The sequence below is a fragment of the Pseudoalteromonas luteoviolacea DSM 6061 genome (genome assembly GCF_001625655.1).
Classification (GTDB): domain Bacteria; phylum Pseudomonadota; class Gammaproteobacteria; order Enterobacterales; family Alteromonadaceae; genus Pseudoalteromonas; species Pseudoalteromonas luteoviolacea.
On sequence record NZ_AUYB01000131.1, the window covers coordinates 15,444 to 34,761 of the forward strand.

Consider the following 19,318-nt stretch of genomic DNA (forward strand, 5'->3'; position numbering starts at 1 on the left):
ATCTCCTAAGGCTGACTCAAAATGAAAGCCCCTTGAGCGACTACACTCGGGTTCTCGACTTCTTGCAAGTTGAATGATCCAGTTAAGCGGTCAAGCCCATTTGTAAACTGGCTTTGTATTGTACCGGTGGCCAAATTTTGTCCATGAGAGGCAAAGTTCACACCCAACGTCATACCTTCTTGATTAATCAAGCCATTGAACGCCGCAAACCATTCACCTCCGGAATCTTGAAATGACAAAGCCCCTTGCTCAACTGTTCCCCTGTCAAAGTTAACAGACATTTGCATATTGACCGAGCTGACAGCACCAAGGCTTGATATTGCGTCTATTCTGTCTAAAACAGAATAAGCTGCACTACCGGAGCGCTCCGCAATCAACTCAGATAGAGGTTTTACGCCCAAACTGTCCAGCTCTTGTTCGTTGATAAACTCATTCTGGGAAACATCCCGAACAATTTGCGATACATTGCCAGCTAAAAATGGCAGAGAGGTTTGCGTAGACGTACTCACTTCTGTGTTCGAAATAGCCACTGTATCTTCATCTGATTCCGAACCTTGTGCAGATTGACTGACCGTAGAAGAGATTGAGGACAATTCAGAGGGGGGTTTAAGTAACGACGTAACCGTGCCGCTTTGATTTACCTTTGCAAAAGAGAAATCACCACCTTTTCCCAGTAAGACAGGCCCTTCGCCTCCTCCCGTTGCATTACTCATATCGAGCTCAATCGTCCCATCCCAGACGGCTAGAAATAACTCATTATTTTTCCACTCCACCTCATAATGAGTACCTCTAATCCCAATACTCCCTACAGGCGTTTTCAGTTTATAATTACCTTTATCTCCTTTTATTTCCCCGGTAATTGTCCTCAGTCCTCCAGAAATCAACTCCATCACTACCGAGCCGCCCTCTGCTCCTTGTTGATATTCATCAATTTTAAGTTGTGTTTGAGCCTTTAAAGCGATTAGCGCTCCGTCTTGCATGCGTAGCTGAGCCTGACCAGAAGCTCCTGTGTTTACAATATCTACATCGTAAACTGGACTTCGTCTCTTTAAATTTCTCAATGCCTCAGTAGCTGTGTCAGTCGCAACAACATCCCCACGAGACATAATAGTTTTACCAGCTTGAGCAGCAGATACACTAAGTGGTAGCAACAAACTGAGTAGCAAAGCTCCTGTGCAAAGCTGTTTTTCATTTAACAGTGTAAGGTTAGAATTCATAACGGACTCCTGTGAACCACTCAGTACGATCATAGCTATACAAGGTAATGGAACTGTGTTTGTCATAGTAAGAAGCTGATACATCTACACTCCAAGCATCGTCCCATTGATATCGCCAATTTAGGTTTAATATCACGAGCTCTTCATTTCTCGTTTCCAAGAAAAATGGGTGCACCGCCCTATGCTCAATATCTCTGTATTGTGCTTTAAAAGTCAGTAAACTATTTTGTGACGTGCGGTGAGCAACAGATCCCGAAATGAAATCGTAATCTCTGCCATAGTGCTCGCCCTCATCATATCTTGCAGGTTGCCAAGTATATCCGGCATCAAGTCGAACCAACCAGAGCTTAGAAGAGTGCCCGAGTCCGCCTTGAATTGTGTAAATTCGACTATCTAAATTTCTGTCTTGCACATTATTTTGCAAGAAAACAAACCCGCTAAAGGCTGTGAACCAGTTACCAGAAAAGTAGTATTGCACACTGCCGTAAAGTCCAAAATCTTGCTGATAAGTATTGTCGTCTAATGTTAAAACACCGAATTGGCCGCCAACTGAAAACGCTGCTTTATCCTTTTTGTGTTCATAACCCACTCTGATTGTTCCCTGGTAACGGTCATAATCATCCGTATCTTGATGTCGTTGATCTGAGTAGTCGACATCAAGCTTCCAGGCATCATATTGAGTCTGCTGCCATTTTGCTCGGAAGTTATAACGAAAACGCATAAAGTTATCGGCCGTTTTTTGGCTTGTAGCATCCAATAGGAAAGGAATACCACCTATAACAATGCGATCATCGAGGGCCCCACTATTCACGTTTGAGTCATGTCCTAGGGCTAAAGAGATAGCATGTTTATATGATTCCTCTAATTGATTTGAGCGTTCTTCTATAGACGCTAAAGCACGGTCAACATTTTGCCGCATGGCTTTGGTCAATTGCGCTGACCGTAGTCCTTGTAGGATTGTTTGTGCTTGCGAATAGTTTTTTTGTTTTGCATATGTGAGCCCCAGTAAATAATGGCTTGGTACATGATCAGGCCAATTCACAAGTACTCGCTCCAGAGCAAATATCGCCTCATCATACTTTGCAACTTCTAACGCAGCTTGCGCGTATAAAAAGTCAAAACTGGGATCACCCGCAAACTCATCGACTCCACTATTCGCTTTATCAAAAGCAGCTTGGTAGTTTTGAGCAATTAAGGCAGTTTGAAGTTCAGATATTATTTTTCTTGTGTCTTCGTCTGCTGATGAGGAATTTCCTTGAGCTGAACACAGGAAACTCACACAACCAGCCATCAAAGCCACAAATAGACGTGCGCATCGAAGTACTAGTGACATAGCTAATCACCCACTCATTGGTTATCGTATGAAAATCACTATCTACCTCAAGCAAAACCGAATAATCGAACCAAGGATTGCTAATCGACTAGAACACGTACAACATGCCTAGATAGGATGATCAAAGTATAAACAACAACTTCAATAATTCACTTCTGATTTCAGGTACATTTTGTCTTTCAATCGCACTGAGCGAAGAGATTTTTTGTAACATACTAATATTTATGAACTAACGAGGATTATTAGAATTTAGCTAAGCGAATTATCGCTCACTATTAGCTGCAAGGACAAAAGTATGTTGCTCAGATTTACTCTGTTAATTCCAGTGACGCCAACCTTCAAGGTATAAATACAGCACATTGGGCCTATCTAGAGTACTAATCACCTTTTCCCGTGTAGTTTGGTCAAGTGCCAACACTTGCAGAGCATCATCAATGTTGGAGTGATAATAGCGTGTGTCAATTTGCTCTTCTTTTCGAATAGAGCCACAGTTTGATTTGCATCCCATTACAAACCCCCACTCCCCAAATGAAGGGACATTTACAAAAAACGTATTAACTTCTTGCATTCCACTTGCAGCCACGGTGTTACGAATAGACCAAAAAGCATCTTTGGCAAAAAAAGGACTTGTCGCTTGGGTTACAAGGAGGCCATGCTCTTCAAGGGCATTACCGACTAACCGATAAAACTGCAGTGAATACAACCGAGCCAAACTCACCGTTTTAGGGTCTGGTAAGTCGATAACAACCAAATCATATTTGTCTTTGAACTCTTGTAAGTAAACCATCGCATCTCCATGCCAAACAGTCAGTTTTTCTGAGTTCAAAGCATTATTATTAAGTGCTACTAAATAGTGATTTTCTCGGGCAAGCTTTGCTACCGCAGGGTCCAAGTCAACCAAAGTAATCTTTTTGATACGATCATATTTGAGTAGCTCTCTCACAGCTAACCCATCACCTCCGCCTAGAACCAAAACATCTTCAATTGCCTCGTTTCTCTGCATTGCTGGGTGAACTAATACCTCGTGATAACGGTATTCATCAATTGATGAAAACTGTAACCCTCCATTGAGGTACAGGCGAACATCATTTTTATGTCGAGTCATCACTATTTGCTGGTACTGGGTTTGTTCACTATGAACAACTGGGTCATCAAATACATGCCCGTTCCATGCTTTATTTAAGCTGTGGCTAGAAACCATTGTCCCTAACAAAATGACCGATACTATTAATAGCCAAAGCCTTAACTGATATTTTGGTCTATCCAATATTTGCGGAGAAAAATACCACAACAAGGACATCGCAATAGACAAATTGATCAAACCAAACATTAATGAGGTTTTAAAGATCCCAAGCCATGGTAAAAACACAAAAGGAAATAACAGTGTGGCTAACAAGGCACCAAAATAATCCAATGACAATACGTTGGATAAATTTGCTTTTAAGCTATAGTGTTTTTCCATTAAACGACTGAGTAGTGGTATTTCTAGACCTATCAATGTACCGATTATCGCAGTGAGCGTCACAGAGGTTGCTTGCACCGAAATATCAAGGGCGTAAGCCAAGTACAAAAGTGGAACGCTCAACCCGCCAAATAAAGCTAATACCAACTCAAAACCTATAAATTGAGGTAGCAGCCGCGTATCTTTAACAAATCGAGAAAGGTATGACCCCACGCCCATAAAGGCCATATAGACACCAATAGTCAACGAAAATTGTGTGATACTATCACCGAGGAAATAAGACCCTGTTGTCGCAATTAACAGCTCGTAGACAATTGAACACAGCCCTGCAATGAAGATGCTAAAGAGCAGAATATGACTTTCACGCAGCACTATTTGCCCCCAAGACCACTGCGTGTTCTATATCCAGCACTGGACATGCTATGTTCACGTAATTGACGATCAACTTTGAGATTTTTATTTGAAGCCGACTTTCCTCGATAATCTATCAACAAGTCATCATCATGACATGCCATTGCCGTCAGAGCAGACAACACAAACACGTATAGAGCTAGTAACCAAGCAATCGGCATGAATTCATTTTTACTACGCTTTTGTATGAACTCGTGAAGGTACCTGCTTGAGGGTTCTCGTTTACCTAAATAATCTGAAATGAGAAAGGCACCGAAACAAAGTATACCTAACAACCACATCGTAATATTTAGCCACTCTTTATTTCCATTTATTTCATATACCCGAAAATTAAAGTGGTTTTCAGTCGCTCTAGCCCGAGGAACGGGGCCTTTTGATGTGTGTAGAACCGCATGGTATTCACCAGCTTCTGGTAGTCTGATGTCAAAGTAAAGATGGTTACGAGACTCTCGCCATGCACCATCTGAGTCCCGACCAGTTTCAGTCCAGAGTTCATCGTGGTAAGTGAACAGGTATGTTTCTTTTGTACCAAATACTTCGAACTCAAAACTAGACCATGTGTTATCTCTCATATAGCCTTTAACTTCAAAACGAACCATTGCGCCGTCTTTGCTTGTTTCGAATTTATACGGGGTAGATTGGTAATTTTTACTACTTATAAAGCGCACTTTTTCTAGCGAATAAACTGGCTCTTGAACATATAACTTGCAAAGCCAAGCTAAAATAGTCGCAATAAGAGTTGTTGTAGCAAACCTCAATAAACTCATTACTACAATACAACCACAATTACACTAGCAACTGACAGAGCTACACCGCCTTCAACGAGCGCAACTGACATATTGTGCTCTTCTCCGACAGCTTTATCTATACAGACAGTTGGGAAAATCACTTTATCAATAAACAGACGTGCCAAAGGAAGCACAACAAACCCAATCACTGCATCTTGGAAAAATAAGGTTACACTGGCGTGCCAGCTTTCAAACTCCCCAATAAGTGCATGTAGCAAAACCATACCTAATGCAATAAGAGTTGCTGAAAATGTCGCAGCAACTGCTTTGTTTCCTGATTCCAGTTCTGCCATTAGGTTATAGCTGGTCAACAAGTCGTAAATACGCGCAAATAAAACAAGTGTGATTTGGCCAAGCACATAAAACACAAGCGCCGACATCCAGCCGCCTTCTCCATGCAGTGCTGCGCCTATAAGTAACGCACTCGCAATGTAACTCGAAGCTTGCACTACTCCTGTTGAAATATTTTGCTTTTCAATCAATTGTGCTTTATTGCAAAACGCATGCAGAATGAGTTTGTCATTGATTACACGAGAAACGAGTAACATTACCATGCCTGCCAGACTGTACCCTGCCACGGCAATTAAATCATTAATTAAGCCATTGCTCGGGCCTACTAGGACAGCGCAAAAGATAATGGCCACAGCCACAATATACCCCGCAACGGAAGTTGCGAGCGCAGCGTTTTTCTTAATTAAAATTTCGTTAAACGTATCGTAAGGGGTTGTGAAGTTGTATAGCCATTTTGCAATGAGCATAATGACTAGCAGCAAGCCAACAAAGCTGAGGCTCTGCATAGTTATAATTAATGAATCGTACATAATTGATATTATAGTTTTTTGATTAAATTCGGGTTGTATTCTGTTGGACTAAACCAGTACCAAACAACTTGGAGTCTACACACAGGGGCTCGACTATTCTCATCCATACAATAATTCTACCTTGAATCACAAACGGAGTCTCGAATTTACGTAAAAACATGTAAAAAGTGGGCTAAAGTGAAAAAGTGCGCCTTCAATGACGCACATCAGATTAAACAGTTAGATTCTTTGAAAATCGTATACTGAGCCTAAAGATAAAATTTTTGTCAGCTCATCTAGCGCGGTATAGCTCTCTACAAGTAGTTGAGGATCAGCAAGGTCCTGTTCGCATAACCTATCTCTATAGTACTTACTCACCCAAGTAACTAATTCTTGATATAGGCTATCTGTAAGTATACAAGATTGGTTGGACGCGGCTAACTCTTGCTCTGACAAAGTAACACGTAGCCTCAAACAGGCTGGACCACCTCCGTTTCGCATACTCTGTTTCACATCCAGATAAATTATATCATCAACTGGGTTACTAGCACTTTTTAAGGCGCTCAAATACGTTTCTACACTATTGACCTGTTGGCATTCGCTAGGCGCAATCAAAGCCATTCCGCCACCAGGCAAACTAACTAACTGGCTGTTAAAAATATAACTTTGAACTGCATCTTCGACACTCACATCTGCCTGAGAAACTTCAATCAAATGTAAAGGTCTGCTGCCGGTATATGATTGACGTATCGCATGAACAGCGGCTGCTTGCTCATAGAAGGCCTTTTGATGAAATAAAAATACATTTTCATTACCTATTGCGATCACATCGTTATGAAAAACTCCTTCGTCGATCACATCTGGGTTTTGCTGAATATACAGACATTGCTTGGGATTCAATTGATGTCCTCTTGCAACGGCTTGGCTCGCCTGCAGTGTTTGCCTTGCAGGAAACTTTTGTGGCTTTACATGACTGTGTATATCTTCACCATAAACAAATATTGCCAGTCCAGAATGTCCATAAGCATCAGTTAGACGCGTATGGTTTGCCGCGCCTTCGTCACCAAATAAGCTATGTTGGGGCAACGACGGGTGATGTGCGAAATACTCTTCATCAGTGAATACAGCCTGTAAAATGCGGCCAGTTGTTTCTGCCTCGATTGCGCGATGGAGCTTATTGTTTAAATTTGCAGGTGTAAAATGCACTTTCCCGTCCTTGGTATCACAGCTAGGGGAAATTGTTGCCGCATTAGCTGTCCACATTGAAGATGCCGAATAACAGGCTTTTAATAACTGTGGTTCAGCTTTTGCTGCTTGCGAAATTACATCACTATCACTCCCCGAAAAACCAAGCGCTCTGAGTGTCTTTATATCAGGCCTTGCATTTGGTGCGAATACGCCTTGATAAAGCCCTAGTTGAGACAACGCTCGCATCTTCTCAAGCCCTTGCAAAGCTGCTTGCTTTGGGTTTGAAAACAAGCTTGCGTTTGCTTTTGAAGCCACATTTCCATACGAAAGGCCCGCATAGTTGTGTGTTGGCCCAACAAGTCCATCGAAATTCACTTCATAATAATTCATTTTGCCCCCTTCTGGTGCACTGTGCACCATTTAAGTACACGCCACTTTTGTTTATTTTCTAACACTTCCACAGAGCCCAATATATATATGCAAAACGGGCTGTGAAGTTTCAATCTGCCATCACCATATGCTGTTCGCTTTCAAATATGGTGCCAGCTAACAATATAGTCAGAAAAAATGGAAAAATTTGGCACATCAACAGACAAAAACCTGTAAAACTCATTTATATGATATTGACACCTTAAAACATTCGTAATCAGGACGTTTTGTGTTCGCTTTTTATTAAAGCCCATGTACCAATAGCGAAGCTTGTTCCCATTACCAAACATATCAATGAACTTATAATCCAAAAAGAGAGTGAATTTTCAGGAAAGCTTGGCATTAATACAGGGAATGCAAGCGCTCTAAAAATCAACACTCCTGAAATCAACCCTAAAGCTAATTTTTGAAGGGGCAATCTGAAAATGATGCCTGCTGCGGACAAACCATAGAGACCCCAAACCATTAAAACTAATGCTATTATTGAAGTCACAATTGTTGGCTCAATATGGCCTGCTTCTGCCATGCTGGCCATTTGCTCCCCAGCTCCTAAAAAGCGGTACCAATCGGGGCCGAATATGATGCATCCAATATGCAATAAAGCAGCAATAAAACAACAAACCGCGCCAAATATAAAATATTTCTTCATCGATATTCATTCCAATTAAAAGCCAATTTAAATCCAGCCAATAATAGCGGTATTATAAAGTTCAAGGAAAGAATTAATTAACAAGCCAGTTTTTTATTCTTTATACTTTTAAAAATAGCTTATCTTAGAAAAACAAATGTTAGAAAATAAAAGCCAAAGACCAGTTTCGCCTAGAAAGTCGAAATTTACTAAGTTGTTAGTATTGTTTTGAATACCGCGTATAATGAGTCAACTCAATAGTATTTAAGGTGTAAAGAATGAGACCGGATTGGGACGAATACTTCATTGACTTGGTAGACAGCGTTGGCCAAAGAGCGACCTGCGATAGAGGAAAATCAGGTTGTATCATTGTTAAAGATAAAAGAATAATATCAACAGGTTATGTTGGTTCACCATCAGGTTTACCACATTGTGATGATGTTGGTCACCTGATGAAACAGGTCATCGACGTAGATGGAACTACAAGACAGCATTGTGTCCGTACAATCCATGCAGAGCAGAATGCAATCTGTCAGGCTGCGCGTTATGGAGTTCCGTTAGACGGCAGTACTTTATACTGCACTATGGAACCCTGTAGAGTATGTGCAATGCTTATTATTAGCTGCGGTATATCCAAAGTCGTCGCCAAAAAGCGATATCATGCAGCACAAGAAACACGGGATATGTTCAAAATGGCCAACGTCGAACTCGTTGTTTTAGAACAAGAAGTTGCAACTTACGACGACCAGTGATTTACAACCAAAGAGTAGAACTCATTTCAGTCTACTCTTACCACCCTCTAGAAAAGCATCACCCTGTCAAATATATCTTTGTGAAAATTTTCACCCGTTATCCCATGGCATTTAACTCTGTCTTGATGAATTCTTTTATTCGCTTCTAGTAGCTGTGTTATAAACTCGCTTAAGTGGATATCGTTATATTTATAAACATCATTACCATTGGCCAGTGACACATCACTGGAGCCAACTTCATCTAAGGCATTAAACTGATGCTGGAATATTGCTTGAGATTGAACTCCAAGAGATAGATTAAATCTGAATATAGCCGCATTGTCTATTGCTTTAACTCGAGTTTGCTTACCAAATTTTTCCCAGCCTACAGCACAAACTGACACTGTAAACTCCTTACCAAACTCACACACTAACTTACTGTGGAGGTCATCAGACTCACGTGCTAATTCTTGTAAATCAAAAGAGTCAACTGAGACATTTCCATATTGAGATCTATAGCGTAATTGCAAGGTGTTAAGAAGGTAAAAGACCTCTCCGGTGTTTTGCCAAATAGGGCTAACTAAAGAACACCTCTTTGGTTTAGTCACATGCGTACCCAATAACTTTAACATCAGCTTTTTCATTGGCATCTCCTAACTAGAATAAGAACACTTTAAATGATAATAATTATTATTGCTATTTTTATTTATCGATCATAAGCTAAAAAGCATGAGTTACTTAATGTGCTTATTTACTAGCACCTAACAACAATCGATGACAAATTTGGAGGTTCAAAATGCGCCTTATCATCGGCATACGTAACTTTGTCTTGCGACTATTTTATAGAGCTGCTCGCCCGCTCATATTTCTTATGGATCCGGAAGATGCACACTACATGTTTAAACGTGTGGGAGTAATTTTAGGCTCTAATTTCCTTACTCGTTGGATTACGTCTTTATTCTTCAACTACGGACATCGTAGTCTGAATATTGAAGTTGACGGCATTAAGTATAGAAATCCCTTAGGATTATCGGCAGGCTTTGATAAAGATGGCGAACTGACCAAAATTTACCCTTCGATTGGCTTCGGTTTAGCGGAATTAGGCTCATTCACTGGAGAAGTTTGCCCTGGAAATCCAGGAAAAAGGCTTTTTAGAATGGTTAAATCAAAGTCAATTCTTGTCTGGTATGGACTCAACAACCAAGGTGCTGAAAAAATTTCATCAAGGCTGAAGAGTGCTAATTTTGGCAAGCTAAAAGTAGGTATCAATGCAGCCAAATCGAATATTACACCAGAATTTGATCTGCAAGATTCAATTGACGATTACACTAAGACGATGTCTCTATTCAAAGACATAGGTGATTATTACACTATCAATATTAGCTGTCCAAATACACAAGATGGAGAACCATTCGTAGATAAAGATAATTTAGATGCATTACTAATTGCTGTAAATGCGCATCGGGTAGAAGGCCGCCCTATTTATGTAAAATTGGCGGCTGATATGACGCTCGAAGAAATCAATATCATTGTTGACGCATGCGTTGAGCATAAAATGGATGGGGTTGTTCTGACGAATTTAGCAAAGCCTAAATTCAACCAAGAATACGTCAAAGATGAATTACCATTCCATAAAGGTGCAATGAGCGGCTTACCACTACAACGTATATCGACCAATGTAATCAGACACGTTTACCGCAGAACAAGAGGCAAGCTTACAATAATAGGAGTTGGCGGCGTCTTTACTGCCAAAGATGCTTACGAAAAAATTACCTCTGGTGCTAGCCTATTGCACATGATTTCCACATTGATTTTTGATGGACCACAAAGCATCAGTGAGATAAATCGAGGCTTGGTTAAATTACTGAAAGAAGACGGTTTTAGTTCTATAGAAGAAGCCGTTGGGTCAAGAAACCCATTACCAAAATTAAAGCCAATTAAGGATGAGGAATCTAACAAGGAAGTTAGCTCTGCGGCATAAGATTTCAATTACAAGTTGATGCTACGAGTGGTGATATCACCCACTTTCTCCAAAGCGAACGATATCACCACTATTTTTTAGTCTGGAATAGGCGAAGCCAAATTGGAACTGTCAGCTAAAAACTGAGCCTTTGGATGATTTTCTAACTGTGTCTCAACAATATGAGTTTGAGACTTAGCAACATCAATAATTATGATTACATCACCGGCATCTAAGTGCTCATCAACCAGTATTTGAAAATATTCGTCGAAAGATTTCCCAGCAAGCCTTACGACCACCATGACGATAAATCCAACAACAATACTTGCACCTATTGCCTGTAACAAAAATTTATCCACCGCCTCGGTGAAAAAAAACAAGACCGAAAAAAGTAGTAGCGCAGCTCCCCCAGCTAGTAACATTGCCCTTTTTCTTGCGGACAAAATTTGTGTTTTTTCTATTTGTGTTGATCCATGTAAGTGGTGAGTTTTAATGCCGTTTTCATCTCGTGATAGCACGTAAAAATGGTGGTCATCGATACCAAGTTCGTGAACTTCATCAGAAATTTTTTCAGCATCGTCCAAACTATCTGTAGAATAAAATAGTCTCTTCATATCAGCCCTCTGTAATTATGTTTTTGACAACACTAATTTCAGTCTAGACATAGATTGCTCAAAAAACATCTAAATTTGAATTTCAAACGTATTGATCCCGGTCAATAGAATCTTGAATTTTTGACACTTTACCTATAACATTCCCCTGCGAGAGGGGTGTAAATGGAAACAGTTCTCAATTGCATTAATCTCGTTAATTTATTCAGGCAGGTAATGGGGTAATTACCCGCGATATCAAGTAGGTTGAATATGCTGAAAAAGTCCTTGTCATTCGTAATGGTTTTTACGATGGCGTTTCTTCTAACAGGTTGTGAGCTTGCTCTTTTTGACCCTGCGGGGCCAATTGGTGAACAGGCGAAAAACCTGATTATAATTTCTGTGGCTTTATTACTTATTGTAATAATCCCTGTATTATTTATGTCTATTTACTTCCCGTACAAGTATCGTACTAGCAATAAAAAAGCTGAGTACAAACCTTCTTGGGAGCACTCAACAAAAATAGAACTTGTTGTTTGGATTGTGCCTTGTTTGATCATTGCTGCACTTGCATATTTCACGTATGTGACATCTCACACCCTAGACCCGCGTAAGCCTCTAGGTAAAGACGAAGATACGTTAACTATCCAAGTAGTTGCGATGGACTGGAAATGGCTATTCATCTATCCGGAACAACAAATCGCAACCGTCAACGAAATCTCAATCCCAGTGAATACACCGGTTGAGTTCTTAATCACTTCAGACACGGTGATGAACTCATTCTTTATTCCAAGATTGGGCAGTCAGATTTATGCGATGGCTGGTATGGAAAATAGACTTAACCTAATGGCATCTGAAGAAGGTACCTTCAGAGGCATGTCTGCAAACTACAGTGGTTTTGGTTTCTCAGGTATGAAGTTTAAAACACACTCTGTAGATCAAGCAGGTTTCGATGCTTGGGTTAACAAAGTTAAAGCATCAGAGCATGTACTAGACGAACCTACTTACAAAGCGCTTAGCGAGAAATCAAAAGACAACCCAGTAGTTTACTACTCGGATGTTGACCCTCTGCACTTTAAGAAAACCATAGAGAAATACACTGGGGTTCAAAATGGCAAGTAAAGCTACCATAATCACAGATCCGGATCCGCTCACGGGTAAACTGACCTGGGATTCAATTCCTGTTCATGACCCTGTTATTCTGCCAGTAATGATCTGTGCAATACTTGGCGGTTTATTCCTATTCGCACTTATCACTAAAATGGGTAAGTGGAAATACCTATGGGAAGAATGGTTCACATCTGTAGACCATAAGAAAATAGGTATCATGTATGTCATCGCAGCGATTGTGATGCTTGTCCGTGGTTTTGCGGACGCTATTATGATGCGTACTCACCAAGCGTTAGCTACTGCTGACAGCGTGGGGGCGGGTTATTTACCTCCTGAACACTATGACCAGATCTTTACTGCTCACGGTGTAATTATGATTTTCTTCGTAGCCATGCCTTTGGTTGTTGGCTTGATGAACATTGTAGTACCTCTACAAATCGGTGCGCGTGACGTTGCATTCCCATTCCTGAACTCATTGAGCTTCTGGTTATTCGTTGTTGGTGCGTTACTAGTTAACATTTCACTTTTCTTAGGTGAGTTCGCTGCAACAGGATGGTTAGCATATCCACCACTTTCAGGTATTGAATACAGTCCCTGGGTCGGGGTCGATTATTGGCTCTGGGCACTACAGATCTCAGGTATTGGTACTCTACTAACTGGTGTTAACTTCTTCGTTACTATCATCAGAATGCGTGCGCCTGGCATGAAGCTTATGCAAATGCCTGTATTCACATGGACTTCTCTGTGTGCAAACGTACTAATCATTCTTTCATTCCCTATCCTAACAGTAACTATCACGCTTCTAACGCTAGATAGATACTTAGGTACAAACTTCTTCACTAATGACCTTGGTGGTAACCAAATGATGTATGTAAACCTCATTTGGGCATGGGGTCACCCAGAAGTTTACATTCTAATTCTACCTGCATTTGGTATCTTCTCTGAAGTTGCAGCTACGTTCTCACGTAAGCGCCTGTTTGGTTATACGTCACTTGTATGGGCAACAGCGGTTATCATGGTTCTAGCAATGGTTGTATGGCTACACCACTTCTTTACAATGGGCGCTGGCTCAAGTGTGAATGCGTTCTTTGGTATTGCCACCATGATCATAGCCGTCCCGACGGGTGTTAAGATATTCAACTGGCTATTTACTATGTACAAAGGCCGTGTTGAGTTCACAGCATCTATGTGGTGGACATGTAGTTTCCTATTTACGTTCACAATCGGTGGTATGACAGGTGTAATGCTAGCTGTTCCAGCGGCTGACTTCGTACTACACAACAGCTTGTTCCTAATTGCTCACTTCCATAACGTAATCATTGGTGGTGCTGTATTTGGTTACTTCGCAGGTCTTACTTACTGGTGGCCAAAAGCAACTGGCTGGATGCTTGACGAGAAACTTAATAAACTTTCTTGTGCACTATGGACAATCGGTTTCTTCGTTGCGTTCATGCCGCTATACATCCTTGGTTTCAACGGTATGACTCGCCGTCTTAACTACTATGACAACCCAGAATGGACTCCATTGCTAATTGTCGCAATGATTGGTGCATTTATCGTTGCAGCTGGTATCGCAGTTCAGTTCTACATGGGCTTCATTAGCTTCAAGAACCGTAAACAAAATATGGACGTTACAGGTGATCCTTGGAATGGCCGTACGCTTGAGTGGGCTACTTCGTCACCTCCTCCGTTCTACAACTTCGCTAAGTTACCTAAGATCCATGATCGTGATGAGCATCATTACAAGAAAGAACATGGTATCGCTTATGAAAAGCCTGAGAAGTACTCTAAGATTCACATGCCTTCAAATACATGGGCTGGCGTGGTTATCAGTGCATTCTCACTAACTTTAGGTTTCGGCTTCGTATGGCACATCTGGTGGATGGTTATCGCTAGCTTCATCGGTATCGTAGCTTCTTGGATTGCGTACTCTTTTGATCGCAACAAAGATTACTACGTACAAGTAGACCAAGTTGAAGAAATCGAGTCAAAACACTTGGCAGCTGTTGCAGAACACGCAGCTAAAAATGGCAAGTAGAGGAAAGTTTTAAACTATGTCAAACGATCACGTAATCGCAAACGACGCTCACGATCATCACGATGATCATGAGCATCATGATACCGGTGGTGATACTATATTCGGATTCTGGATATATATCATGAGTGACTGTATTTTGTTCGCAACTTTGTTTGCAACATATGCAGTACTGAGTGGCGGCTTTGCAGGCGGCCCAACACCAAAAGAGCTATTTGACCTTAATCTAGTTGCAGTTGGTACTGCGTTCCTACTATTCAGTAGTTTTACGTTTGGTATGGCGATGCTTCAAGCCAACCAGCGCAAGATGAAAGGTATGATCACTTGGTTGGTCATTACACTACTACTAGGTGCAGGCTTCCTTGGCCTAGAAATGTACGAGTTCTGGCACTTCAGTACATTGGGCGCTACGCCTCAGACAAGTGGTTACTGGTCAGCATTCTATGCACTAGTAGCAACACACGGTCTACACGTATTTGGTGGTATTATTTGGATGCTTGTTCTATTCGTTCACTTTAAGCGTGACGGATTTAGTGAAGATAACTTAGTAAGACTATCTTGCTTAAGCTTATTCTGGCACTTCCTAGACATCATCTGGATCTGTGTATTTAGCGTTGTGTACTTAGTAGGAGTGATGTAATGGGCCATTCTAATGAACATGGTAGCGGCGGTGCAGCGCACGGTAGCGTTAAAGAGTACACGATAGGCTTACTCCTATCTCTAGTGCTTACAGCTATCCCGTTTTTAGTTGTAATGTATGACATGGCTTCTCCTGCAATTACGCTAGGAATTATCCTTGTCACAGCTATTGCACAGCTATTTGTACAACTTGTATTTTTCTTACACATGAACTCTTCTTCTGAGCAAATATGGAACACTACTTCAGCCGCGTTTATTGTGTTGACAGTGGCCATAGTTGTGATTGGCTCCATCTGGATTATGGAGCACCTAAATCACAACATGCTCATGGGACATTAAAATGTTAAGAAGTTACCTGTTAATTACAAAACCAGGCATTATCTTTGGTAACTTAATCACTGCGGTTGCGGGCTACGTGCTCGCAGCCAAAGGCGATATTGATTTAGTTACATTTACAGCAATGATAGTGGGTACAGTTTGTATCATCGCCTCTGGTTGTGTTTTTAATAATGTGATTGATCGTGACATCGACCAGTTGATGTCACGCACAAAGTACCGTAAGTCACTCCTAGAGTCGATTTCGGTTACTAAAGCTTTGGTCTATGCAACCCTTTTGGGTTGTATAGGCTTCGCCTCTTTAGCACTGTACGCATCTATGATGAGCTTTTATTTCGGTGTGTTAGGCTTCGTAGTTTATGTTGGCCTGTACACTCTTTATTATAAAAGAAAGTCAATCTACGGTACTTTTGTAGGCAGTATTTCAGGCGCATGTCCTCCAGTTATGGGGTACTGTGCTGTAAATGGTCAGTTTGATATTGGCGCTGTTGTTATCTTGGCTATTTTCTGTATTTGGCAAATCCCGCATTCTTATGCGATTGCGATATACAGATTCAAAGATTACAAAGACGCAAATATTCCAGTATTACCAATCGTCAGTGGTGTTGAAGTAGCTAGAAAACACATGATTGGCTTTATCTTAGCCTTTACTGTTCTTGCACTTTCATTGTTCACTTTGAACTATGTAGGTACCCTATTTGCTTCACTCACGCTGGTAATTGGTTTGATCTGGTTGCTGAGCACAATTTTCGACTTTCATCGCATGGACAATCATACATGGGCAAAACGCGTCTTCATTCTGTCGCTTGTTGCAATAACATCTATGAGTGTTCTGATGTCAGTAGACTTTGCTCACATTGACCCAACCGCATATGTAACAGCAAGGTAGAGTTATGAAGCAGTTTAAAGCCGCTCACTTACATTGGATTTCTTCTTTCATTGGTATTATTGCGCTAATTTGGTTTTATTTAGCGACGACAACTAAAGACTTTAACGAAACAAGAAAATCTTTCGATGAATTGGGTGGCGATTTTACGCTGCAAAGCTATGCCGGACCTGTTTCGCTCTCTGATTACAAAGATAAAATTGTTGTTATGTACTTCGGCTATTTATCTTGTGCAGAGGTATGTCCTAACTCTCTCGCAGTAATGACAAACGCATTTATGCGACTAGAGAAGCAAGGATATGATCAGGTGCAGGGCTTACTTGTTTCAGTAGACCCTGCGCGTGATACAGTAGAAGATATGAAGGAATATACCGACTACTTCCATGAGCGTATTACCGGTCTAACTGGCAGTGTTGAGCAGACTAAAGAAGTTAGCGCACAATACGGTGTTTATTACGATGATAACAACCTTGAAGAGTCATTTATGGAGTACTCTGTTGCTCACGCTTCAAGATTTTACATCATAGATAAGCAAGGTAATTTGATTACCGCAATGAGCCACACAACAACTCCTAATGAGCTTGCCGCTCAGATTAAGGAGCTGATGCTATGAGTTTTAAATTGGCTGTAGCCACTTCCCTACTTTTGAGTACACAAGCTTTTGCTCAAAACTCTGTAGACACCATCATTGAGAAATATAATGTCACGCACTGTAAGTCTGAACTCAGTGCTCTTGCATCAGACATTATTGGTTCTAAAGAGCACCGCTTACTTGTTTCTAATCAAACGAGTAAAGAGGACTTTGAAAGCTTGCTCGTGTCCGGTGTACTTGAATACAAAGACAGACAAAGCCACATTATCTTTTCAATGTCTCACAGTGGCGGACACTGTGATGTTGCTTACAAAGAAAGCTTTGCTGTAAAAAACCCTTGTATTGTTGTGCGTGAAGAAGTATTCAAAAAATGGGTATTTAAAGGAAAGCTAAACGACCAAACACATGTGTTTTCTCATAAAAGAGATGACAATTTTGTAGGTTACATGACCAGTACTAAAGACGGCTCTTATTGCCTAGTAAGTCGTCAAAAGACCTCTTCTTAGGCTTTTCAGCAATAAGTGCAGTATTTTTAAATCAGCCACTGCACTTATTTACTCACCTTGATTCACTTCTAAAAGTACTATTGTTTACGGATATATACTTGCACTATGCTGAGTTGTACGTTTATACAAGCCGGAATAATAGCGCCAAGTCGCCATACTGCCAGAGATAGAAAAACCCTCTAGTCTGTCTTTCCAAAATCCGTCTGCCGTTTGCGTTATCTGGTGTATACTGCCCCCTTCCACTGGCGTCGAATAATATGCAAAGTGATTCCGGGAATCTAAATAATTCCACACAGCTCTCGTGCCCACAATTTGAAAATTAAATATTCTTTCATCAAATCCCGCCCTTGTCGTTTGCGTTAATTGAACAATATTGCCACCAGTTAGCGACGCATAATAGTATGCATAAGTATTGGCAGAATTTAAGTACTGCCACACAATACCATTGCCAGCCACACGGAAATTAAAAATCCGCTCGTTATGCCCCGCATAAACTGTTTGAGTCAGTTGAGTGAGTGCTCCCCCACTTACTTTGTTAGAGTAATATGCATAAGTATTTGCCGAATTTAAGTAGTGCCAAACAACATGAGAGCCAGCCACTTGAAAGTTATATATACGCTCGTTATGGCCCGCATATACCGTTTGTGTTAACTGTATAAGGTTTCCACCTGTAACTTTGTTATAATAATACGCATAGGTATTAGCAGCATCCAAGTATTGCCATACAACACCATCACCTACTTGTTGAAAATTATAAATTCTCTCATGTGCAGACTCCCAAGCTCTCTGTGTCACTTGCACACCATCACACTCATACCAACTATTACTACCAAACCTTTCTAACTGACAGTTGGCTGCATTCGCAATATTTAAAAAGCAAATTGAAAACATAACAAAGATCAGACCAGAGATTGCACACCTATTAACATTCACAAAAAGACTCCTTTCGATTTATTTAAGAAATAAATAACATATATTTACAGTAAAGCCAGGTCAATAGGTAATAATTAGAAGCATTCAAGATGATCGAAGCTCTTTAATATGTTTTCCGTAAACAATCAGTTTTCTTATTTTCAAATAATCCAGAAAAGCTAAATATTAATCTATTCAATGAAAAAAAATTAAACGGTAACTCGCAATAATCATTCCTTGATTAGACACTCAATTACATCCAATGTAATAATGAAAGCAAAGTGAAAAGTAACTCAATAGATACCACGAACTAGCGCTCACCTCAGCCTGTCTAACCAATTAATGCGAAGATCAAAATATCAAATTTGTGTATGTTCAGTTTATAAACCTCTAAAAATACAATTTATTGAGCGTTTTAATAATTAATTTAAGCGAAACCTTCTTGATGGTGACTTGCTTAGAATTCTCCATGAAGCAAATAAAGGAGTACGTTCCTCGTGTAAAGGTTAAAGCAAAGGCCATGCACATGGGTTTCTCTGTGTAACTCTAAAAGAGTAAAACTGCAAAACTTTAATTTGAAGAAGTTGGCCTACAGGACTATTAGACTCTGTCACAAAGTCAAAGTCGGAAAACGAGTTCAGTCAAATGTAAATAAAACGAACCCAGCAATGAAACTCTGTGTTTTTCTTAACCTAAATGTTGAATTTTCACGCAAAAAAAGACACTATTCAAAACAAAGGAAAGTAACGATAACTAGGAATTATG

At 40.5% G+C, this 19,318-nt stretch carries 19 protein-coding genes; 9 read left to right on the plus strand and 10 right to left on the minus strand.

Translation table 11 applies throughout. The annotated features are described in order from the left end of the window. Window positions 1-5: 5 nt before the first annotated feature. From N475_RS20010 to N475_RS20040, 7 genes are all read right to left on the minus strand, one after another. Entirely contained in the window at window positions 6-1,217 is a 1,212-nt protein-coding gene (locus N475_RS20010) for a FecR family protein (RefSeq protein ID WP_162269616.1), read from the minus strand. Then, window positions 1,207-2,550: a tetratricopeptide repeat protein gene (locus tag N475_RS20015; protein WP_063365841.1), complete on the minus strand. Its 1,344-nt coding sequence runs from the start codon at window positions 2,548-2,550 to the stop codon at window positions 1,207-1,209. The genes N475_RS20010 and N475_RS20015 overlap by 11 nt, the downstream gene beginning before the upstream one ends. Window positions 2,551-2,866: 316 nt before the next feature. Next, the gene (locus N475_RS20020) at window positions 2,867-4,384 is read right to left on the minus strand and encodes a polyamine aminopropyltransferase (protein WP_063365842.1); all 1,518 of its coding nucleotides are present in this window, start codon (window positions 4,382-4,384) and stop codon (window positions 2,867-2,869) included. Further along, complete coding sequence (locus tag N475_RS20025; protein WP_063357677.1) at window positions 4,384-5,190, minus strand: hypothetical protein; 807 nt, start codon at window positions 5,188-5,190, stop codon at window positions 4,384-4,386. The genes N475_RS20020 and N475_RS20025 overlap by 1 nt, the downstream gene beginning before the upstream one ends. 2 nt (window positions 5,191-5,192) lie before the next feature. Next, on the minus strand, window positions 5,193-6,032 hold the full coding sequence (locus tag N475_RS20030) for a DUF350 domain-containing protein (RefSeq protein ID WP_063357676.1): 840 nt from the start codon (window positions 6,030-6,032) through the stop codon (window positions 5,193-5,195). Between the two features lie 219 nt (window positions 6,033-6,251). Beyond that, window positions 6,252-7,589, minus strand: coding sequence for an N-succinylarginine dihydrolase (gene astB, locus N475_RS20035; protein ID WP_063357689.1), 1,338 nt, complete (start codon window positions 7,587-7,589; stop codon window positions 6,252-6,254). Between the two features lie 256 nt (window positions 7,590-7,845). Continuing rightward, window positions 7,846-8,277 (minus strand): hypothetical protein, encoded by a 432-nt coding sequence (locus N475_RS20040; protein WP_063357675.1) that lies wholly within the window; start codon window positions 8,275-8,277, stop codon window positions 7,846-7,848. A gap of 257 nt (window positions 8,278-8,534) precedes the next feature. On the opposite strand from N475_RS20040, the gene N475_RS20045 reads away from it, so the two are divergent. Further along, window positions 8,535-9,008, plus strand: coding sequence for a deoxycytidylate deaminase (locus N475_RS20045; protein ID WP_063357674.1), 474 nt, complete (start codon window positions 8,535-8,537; stop codon window positions 9,006-9,008). Between the two features lie 47 nt (window positions 9,009-9,055). Here the strand turns inward: N475_RS20045 and N475_RS20050 are convergent, their stop codons facing one another. Next, on the minus strand, window positions 9,056-9,631 hold the full coding sequence (locus N475_RS20050; RefSeq protein ID WP_063357673.1) for a hypothetical protein: 576 nt from the start codon (window positions 9,629-9,631) through the stop codon (window positions 9,056-9,058). 152 nt (window positions 9,632-9,783) lie between these two features. On the opposite strand from N475_RS20050, the gene N475_RS20055 reads away from it, so the two are divergent. Then, complete coding sequence (locus tag N475_RS20055; protein WP_063357672.1) at window positions 9,784-10,968, plus strand: quinone-dependent dihydroorotate dehydrogenase; 1,185 nt, start codon at window positions 9,784-9,786, stop codon at window positions 10,966-10,968. A gap of 77 nt (window positions 10,969-11,045) precedes the next feature. Here N475_RS20055 and N475_RS20060 read toward each other — a convergent pair whose 3' ends face one another. Further along, entirely contained in the window at window positions 11,046-11,561 is a 516-nt protein-coding gene (locus tag N475_RS20060; RefSeq protein WP_063357671.1) for a hypothetical protein, read from the minus strand. A gap of 249 nt (window positions 11,562-11,810) precedes the next feature. Here N475_RS20060 and cyoA point away from each other — a divergent pair, with 249 nt between their 5' ends. The 7 genes from cyoA to N475_RS20095 are packed head-to-tail and all read left to right on the plus strand — an operon-like array spanning window position 11,811 to window position 17,641. Next, window positions 11,811-12,659, plus strand: a complete 849-nt coding sequence (cyoA, locus tag N475_RS20065) for a ubiquinol oxidase subunit II (protein ID WP_063357670.1) — start codon at window positions 11,811-11,813, stop codon at window positions 12,657-12,659. Continuing rightward, window positions 12,649-14,685, plus strand: coding sequence for a cytochrome o ubiquinol oxidase subunit I (cyoB, locus tag N475_RS20070; protein WP_063357669.1), 2,037 nt, complete (start codon window positions 12,649-12,651; stop codon window positions 14,683-14,685). The genes cyoA and cyoB overlap by 11 nt, the downstream gene beginning before the upstream one ends. Before the next feature lie 16 nt (window positions 14,686-14,701). Continuing rightward, a complete protein-coding gene (gene cyoC / locus N475_RS20075) occupies window positions 14,702-15,322 on the plus strand; it encodes a cytochrome o ubiquinol oxidase subunit III (RefSeq protein ID WP_063357668.1) in 621 nt (206 codons plus the stop codon). After that, complete coding sequence (gene cyoD / locus N475_RS20080; RefSeq protein ID WP_063357667.1) at window positions 15,322-15,660, plus strand: cytochrome o ubiquinol oxidase subunit IV; 339 nt, start codon at window positions 15,322-15,324, stop codon at window positions 15,658-15,660. Before cyoC ends, cyoD begins: the two co-directional genes overlap by 1 nt. Window position 15,661: 1 nt before the next feature. After that, a complete protein-coding gene (cyoE, locus tag N475_RS20085; protein WP_063357666.1) occupies window positions 15,662-16,546 on the plus strand; it encodes a heme o synthase in 885 nt (294 codons plus the stop codon). Window positions 16,547-16,550: 4 nt separating this feature from the next. Then, window positions 16,551-17,156, plus strand: coding sequence for an SCO family protein (locus N475_RS20090; RefSeq protein WP_063357665.1), 606 nt, complete (start codon window positions 16,551-16,553; stop codon window positions 17,154-17,156). Then, window positions 17,153-17,641, plus strand: a complete 489-nt coding sequence (locus tag N475_RS20095; RefSeq protein ID WP_063365843.1) for a hypothetical protein — start codon at window positions 17,153-17,155, stop codon at window positions 17,639-17,641. The genes N475_RS20090 and N475_RS20095 overlap by 4 nt, the downstream gene beginning before the upstream one ends. Before the next feature lie 84 nt (window positions 17,642-17,725). Here N475_RS20095 and N475_RS20100 read toward each other — a convergent pair whose 3' ends face one another. Further along, window positions 17,726-18,574, minus strand: a complete 849-nt coding sequence (locus tag N475_RS20100) for a hypothetical protein (RefSeq protein WP_063357663.1) — start codon at window positions 18,572-18,574, stop codon at window positions 17,726-17,728. Window positions 18,575-19,318: the final 744 nt, after the last annotated feature.

What these genes read in the sequence shown, in the direction of transcription:
- N475_RS20055 (WP_063357672.1), top strand. Translation starts at nt 9,784, where the DNA reads ATGCGCCTTATCATCGGCATACGTAACTTTGTCTTGCGACTATTTTAT.
- N475_RS20015 (WP_063365841.1), bottom strand. Translation starts at nt 2,550, where the DNA reads ATGTCACTAGTACTTCGATGCGCACGTCTATTTGTGGCTTTGATGGCT.
- N475_RS20025 (WP_063357677.1), bottom strand. Translation starts at nt 5,190, where the DNA reads ATGAGTTTATTGAGGTTTGCTACAACAACTCTTATTGCGACTATTTTA.
- N475_RS20040 (WP_063357675.1), bottom strand. Translation starts at nt 8,277, where the DNA reads ATGAAGAAATATTTTATATTTGGCGCGGTTTGTTGTTTTATTGCTGCT.
- cyoC (WP_063357668.1), top strand. Translation starts at nt 14,702, where the DNA reads ATGTCAAACGATCACGTAATCGCAAACGACGCTCACGATCATCACGAT.
- N475_RS20030 (WP_063357676.1), bottom strand. Translation starts at nt 6,032, where the DNA reads ATGTACGATTCATTAATTATAACTATGCAGAGCCTCAGCTTTGTTGGC.
- N475_RS20060 (WP_063357671.1), bottom strand. Translation starts at nt 11,561, where the DNA reads ATGAAGAGACTATTTTATTCTACAGATAGTTTGGACGATGCTGAAAAA.
- N475_RS20050 (WP_063357673.1), bottom strand. Translation starts at nt 9,631, where the DNA reads ATGAAAAAGCTGATGTTAAAGTTATTGGGTACGCATGTGACTAAACCA.
- cyoE (WP_063357666.1), top strand. Translation starts at nt 15,662, where the DNA reads ATGTTAAGAAGTTACCTGTTAATTACAAAACCAGGCATTATCTTTGGT.
- cyoD (WP_063357667.1), top strand. Translation starts at nt 15,322, where the DNA reads ATGGGCCATTCTAATGAACATGGTAGCGGCGGTGCAGCGCACGGTAGC.
- N475_RS20090 (WP_063357665.1), top strand. Translation starts at nt 16,551, where the DNA reads ATGAAGCAGTTTAAAGCCGCTCACTTACATTGGATTTCTTCTTTCATT.
- N475_RS20095 (WP_063365843.1), top strand. Translation starts at nt 17,153, where the DNA reads ATGAGTTTTAAATTGGCTGTAGCCACTTCCCTACTTTTGAGTACACAA.
- cyoB (WP_063357669.1), top strand. Translation starts at nt 12,649, where the DNA reads ATGGCAAGTAAAGCTACCATAATCACAGATCCGGATCCGCTCACGGGT.
- N475_RS20045 (WP_063357674.1), top strand. Translation starts at nt 8,535, where the DNA reads ATGAGACCGGATTGGGACGAATACTTCATTGACTTGGTAGACAGCGTT.
- cyoA (WP_063357670.1), top strand. Translation starts at nt 11,811, where the DNA reads ATGCTGAAAAAGTCCTTGTCATTCGTAATGGTTTTTACGATGGCGTTT.
- N475_RS20010 (WP_162269616.1), bottom strand. Translation starts at nt 1,217, where the DNA reads ATGAATTCTAACCTTACACTGTTAAATGAAAAACAGCTTTGCACAGGA.
- astB (WP_063357689.1), bottom strand. Translation starts at nt 7,589, where the DNA reads ATGAATTATTATGAAGTGAATTTCGATGGACTTGTTGGGCCAACACAC.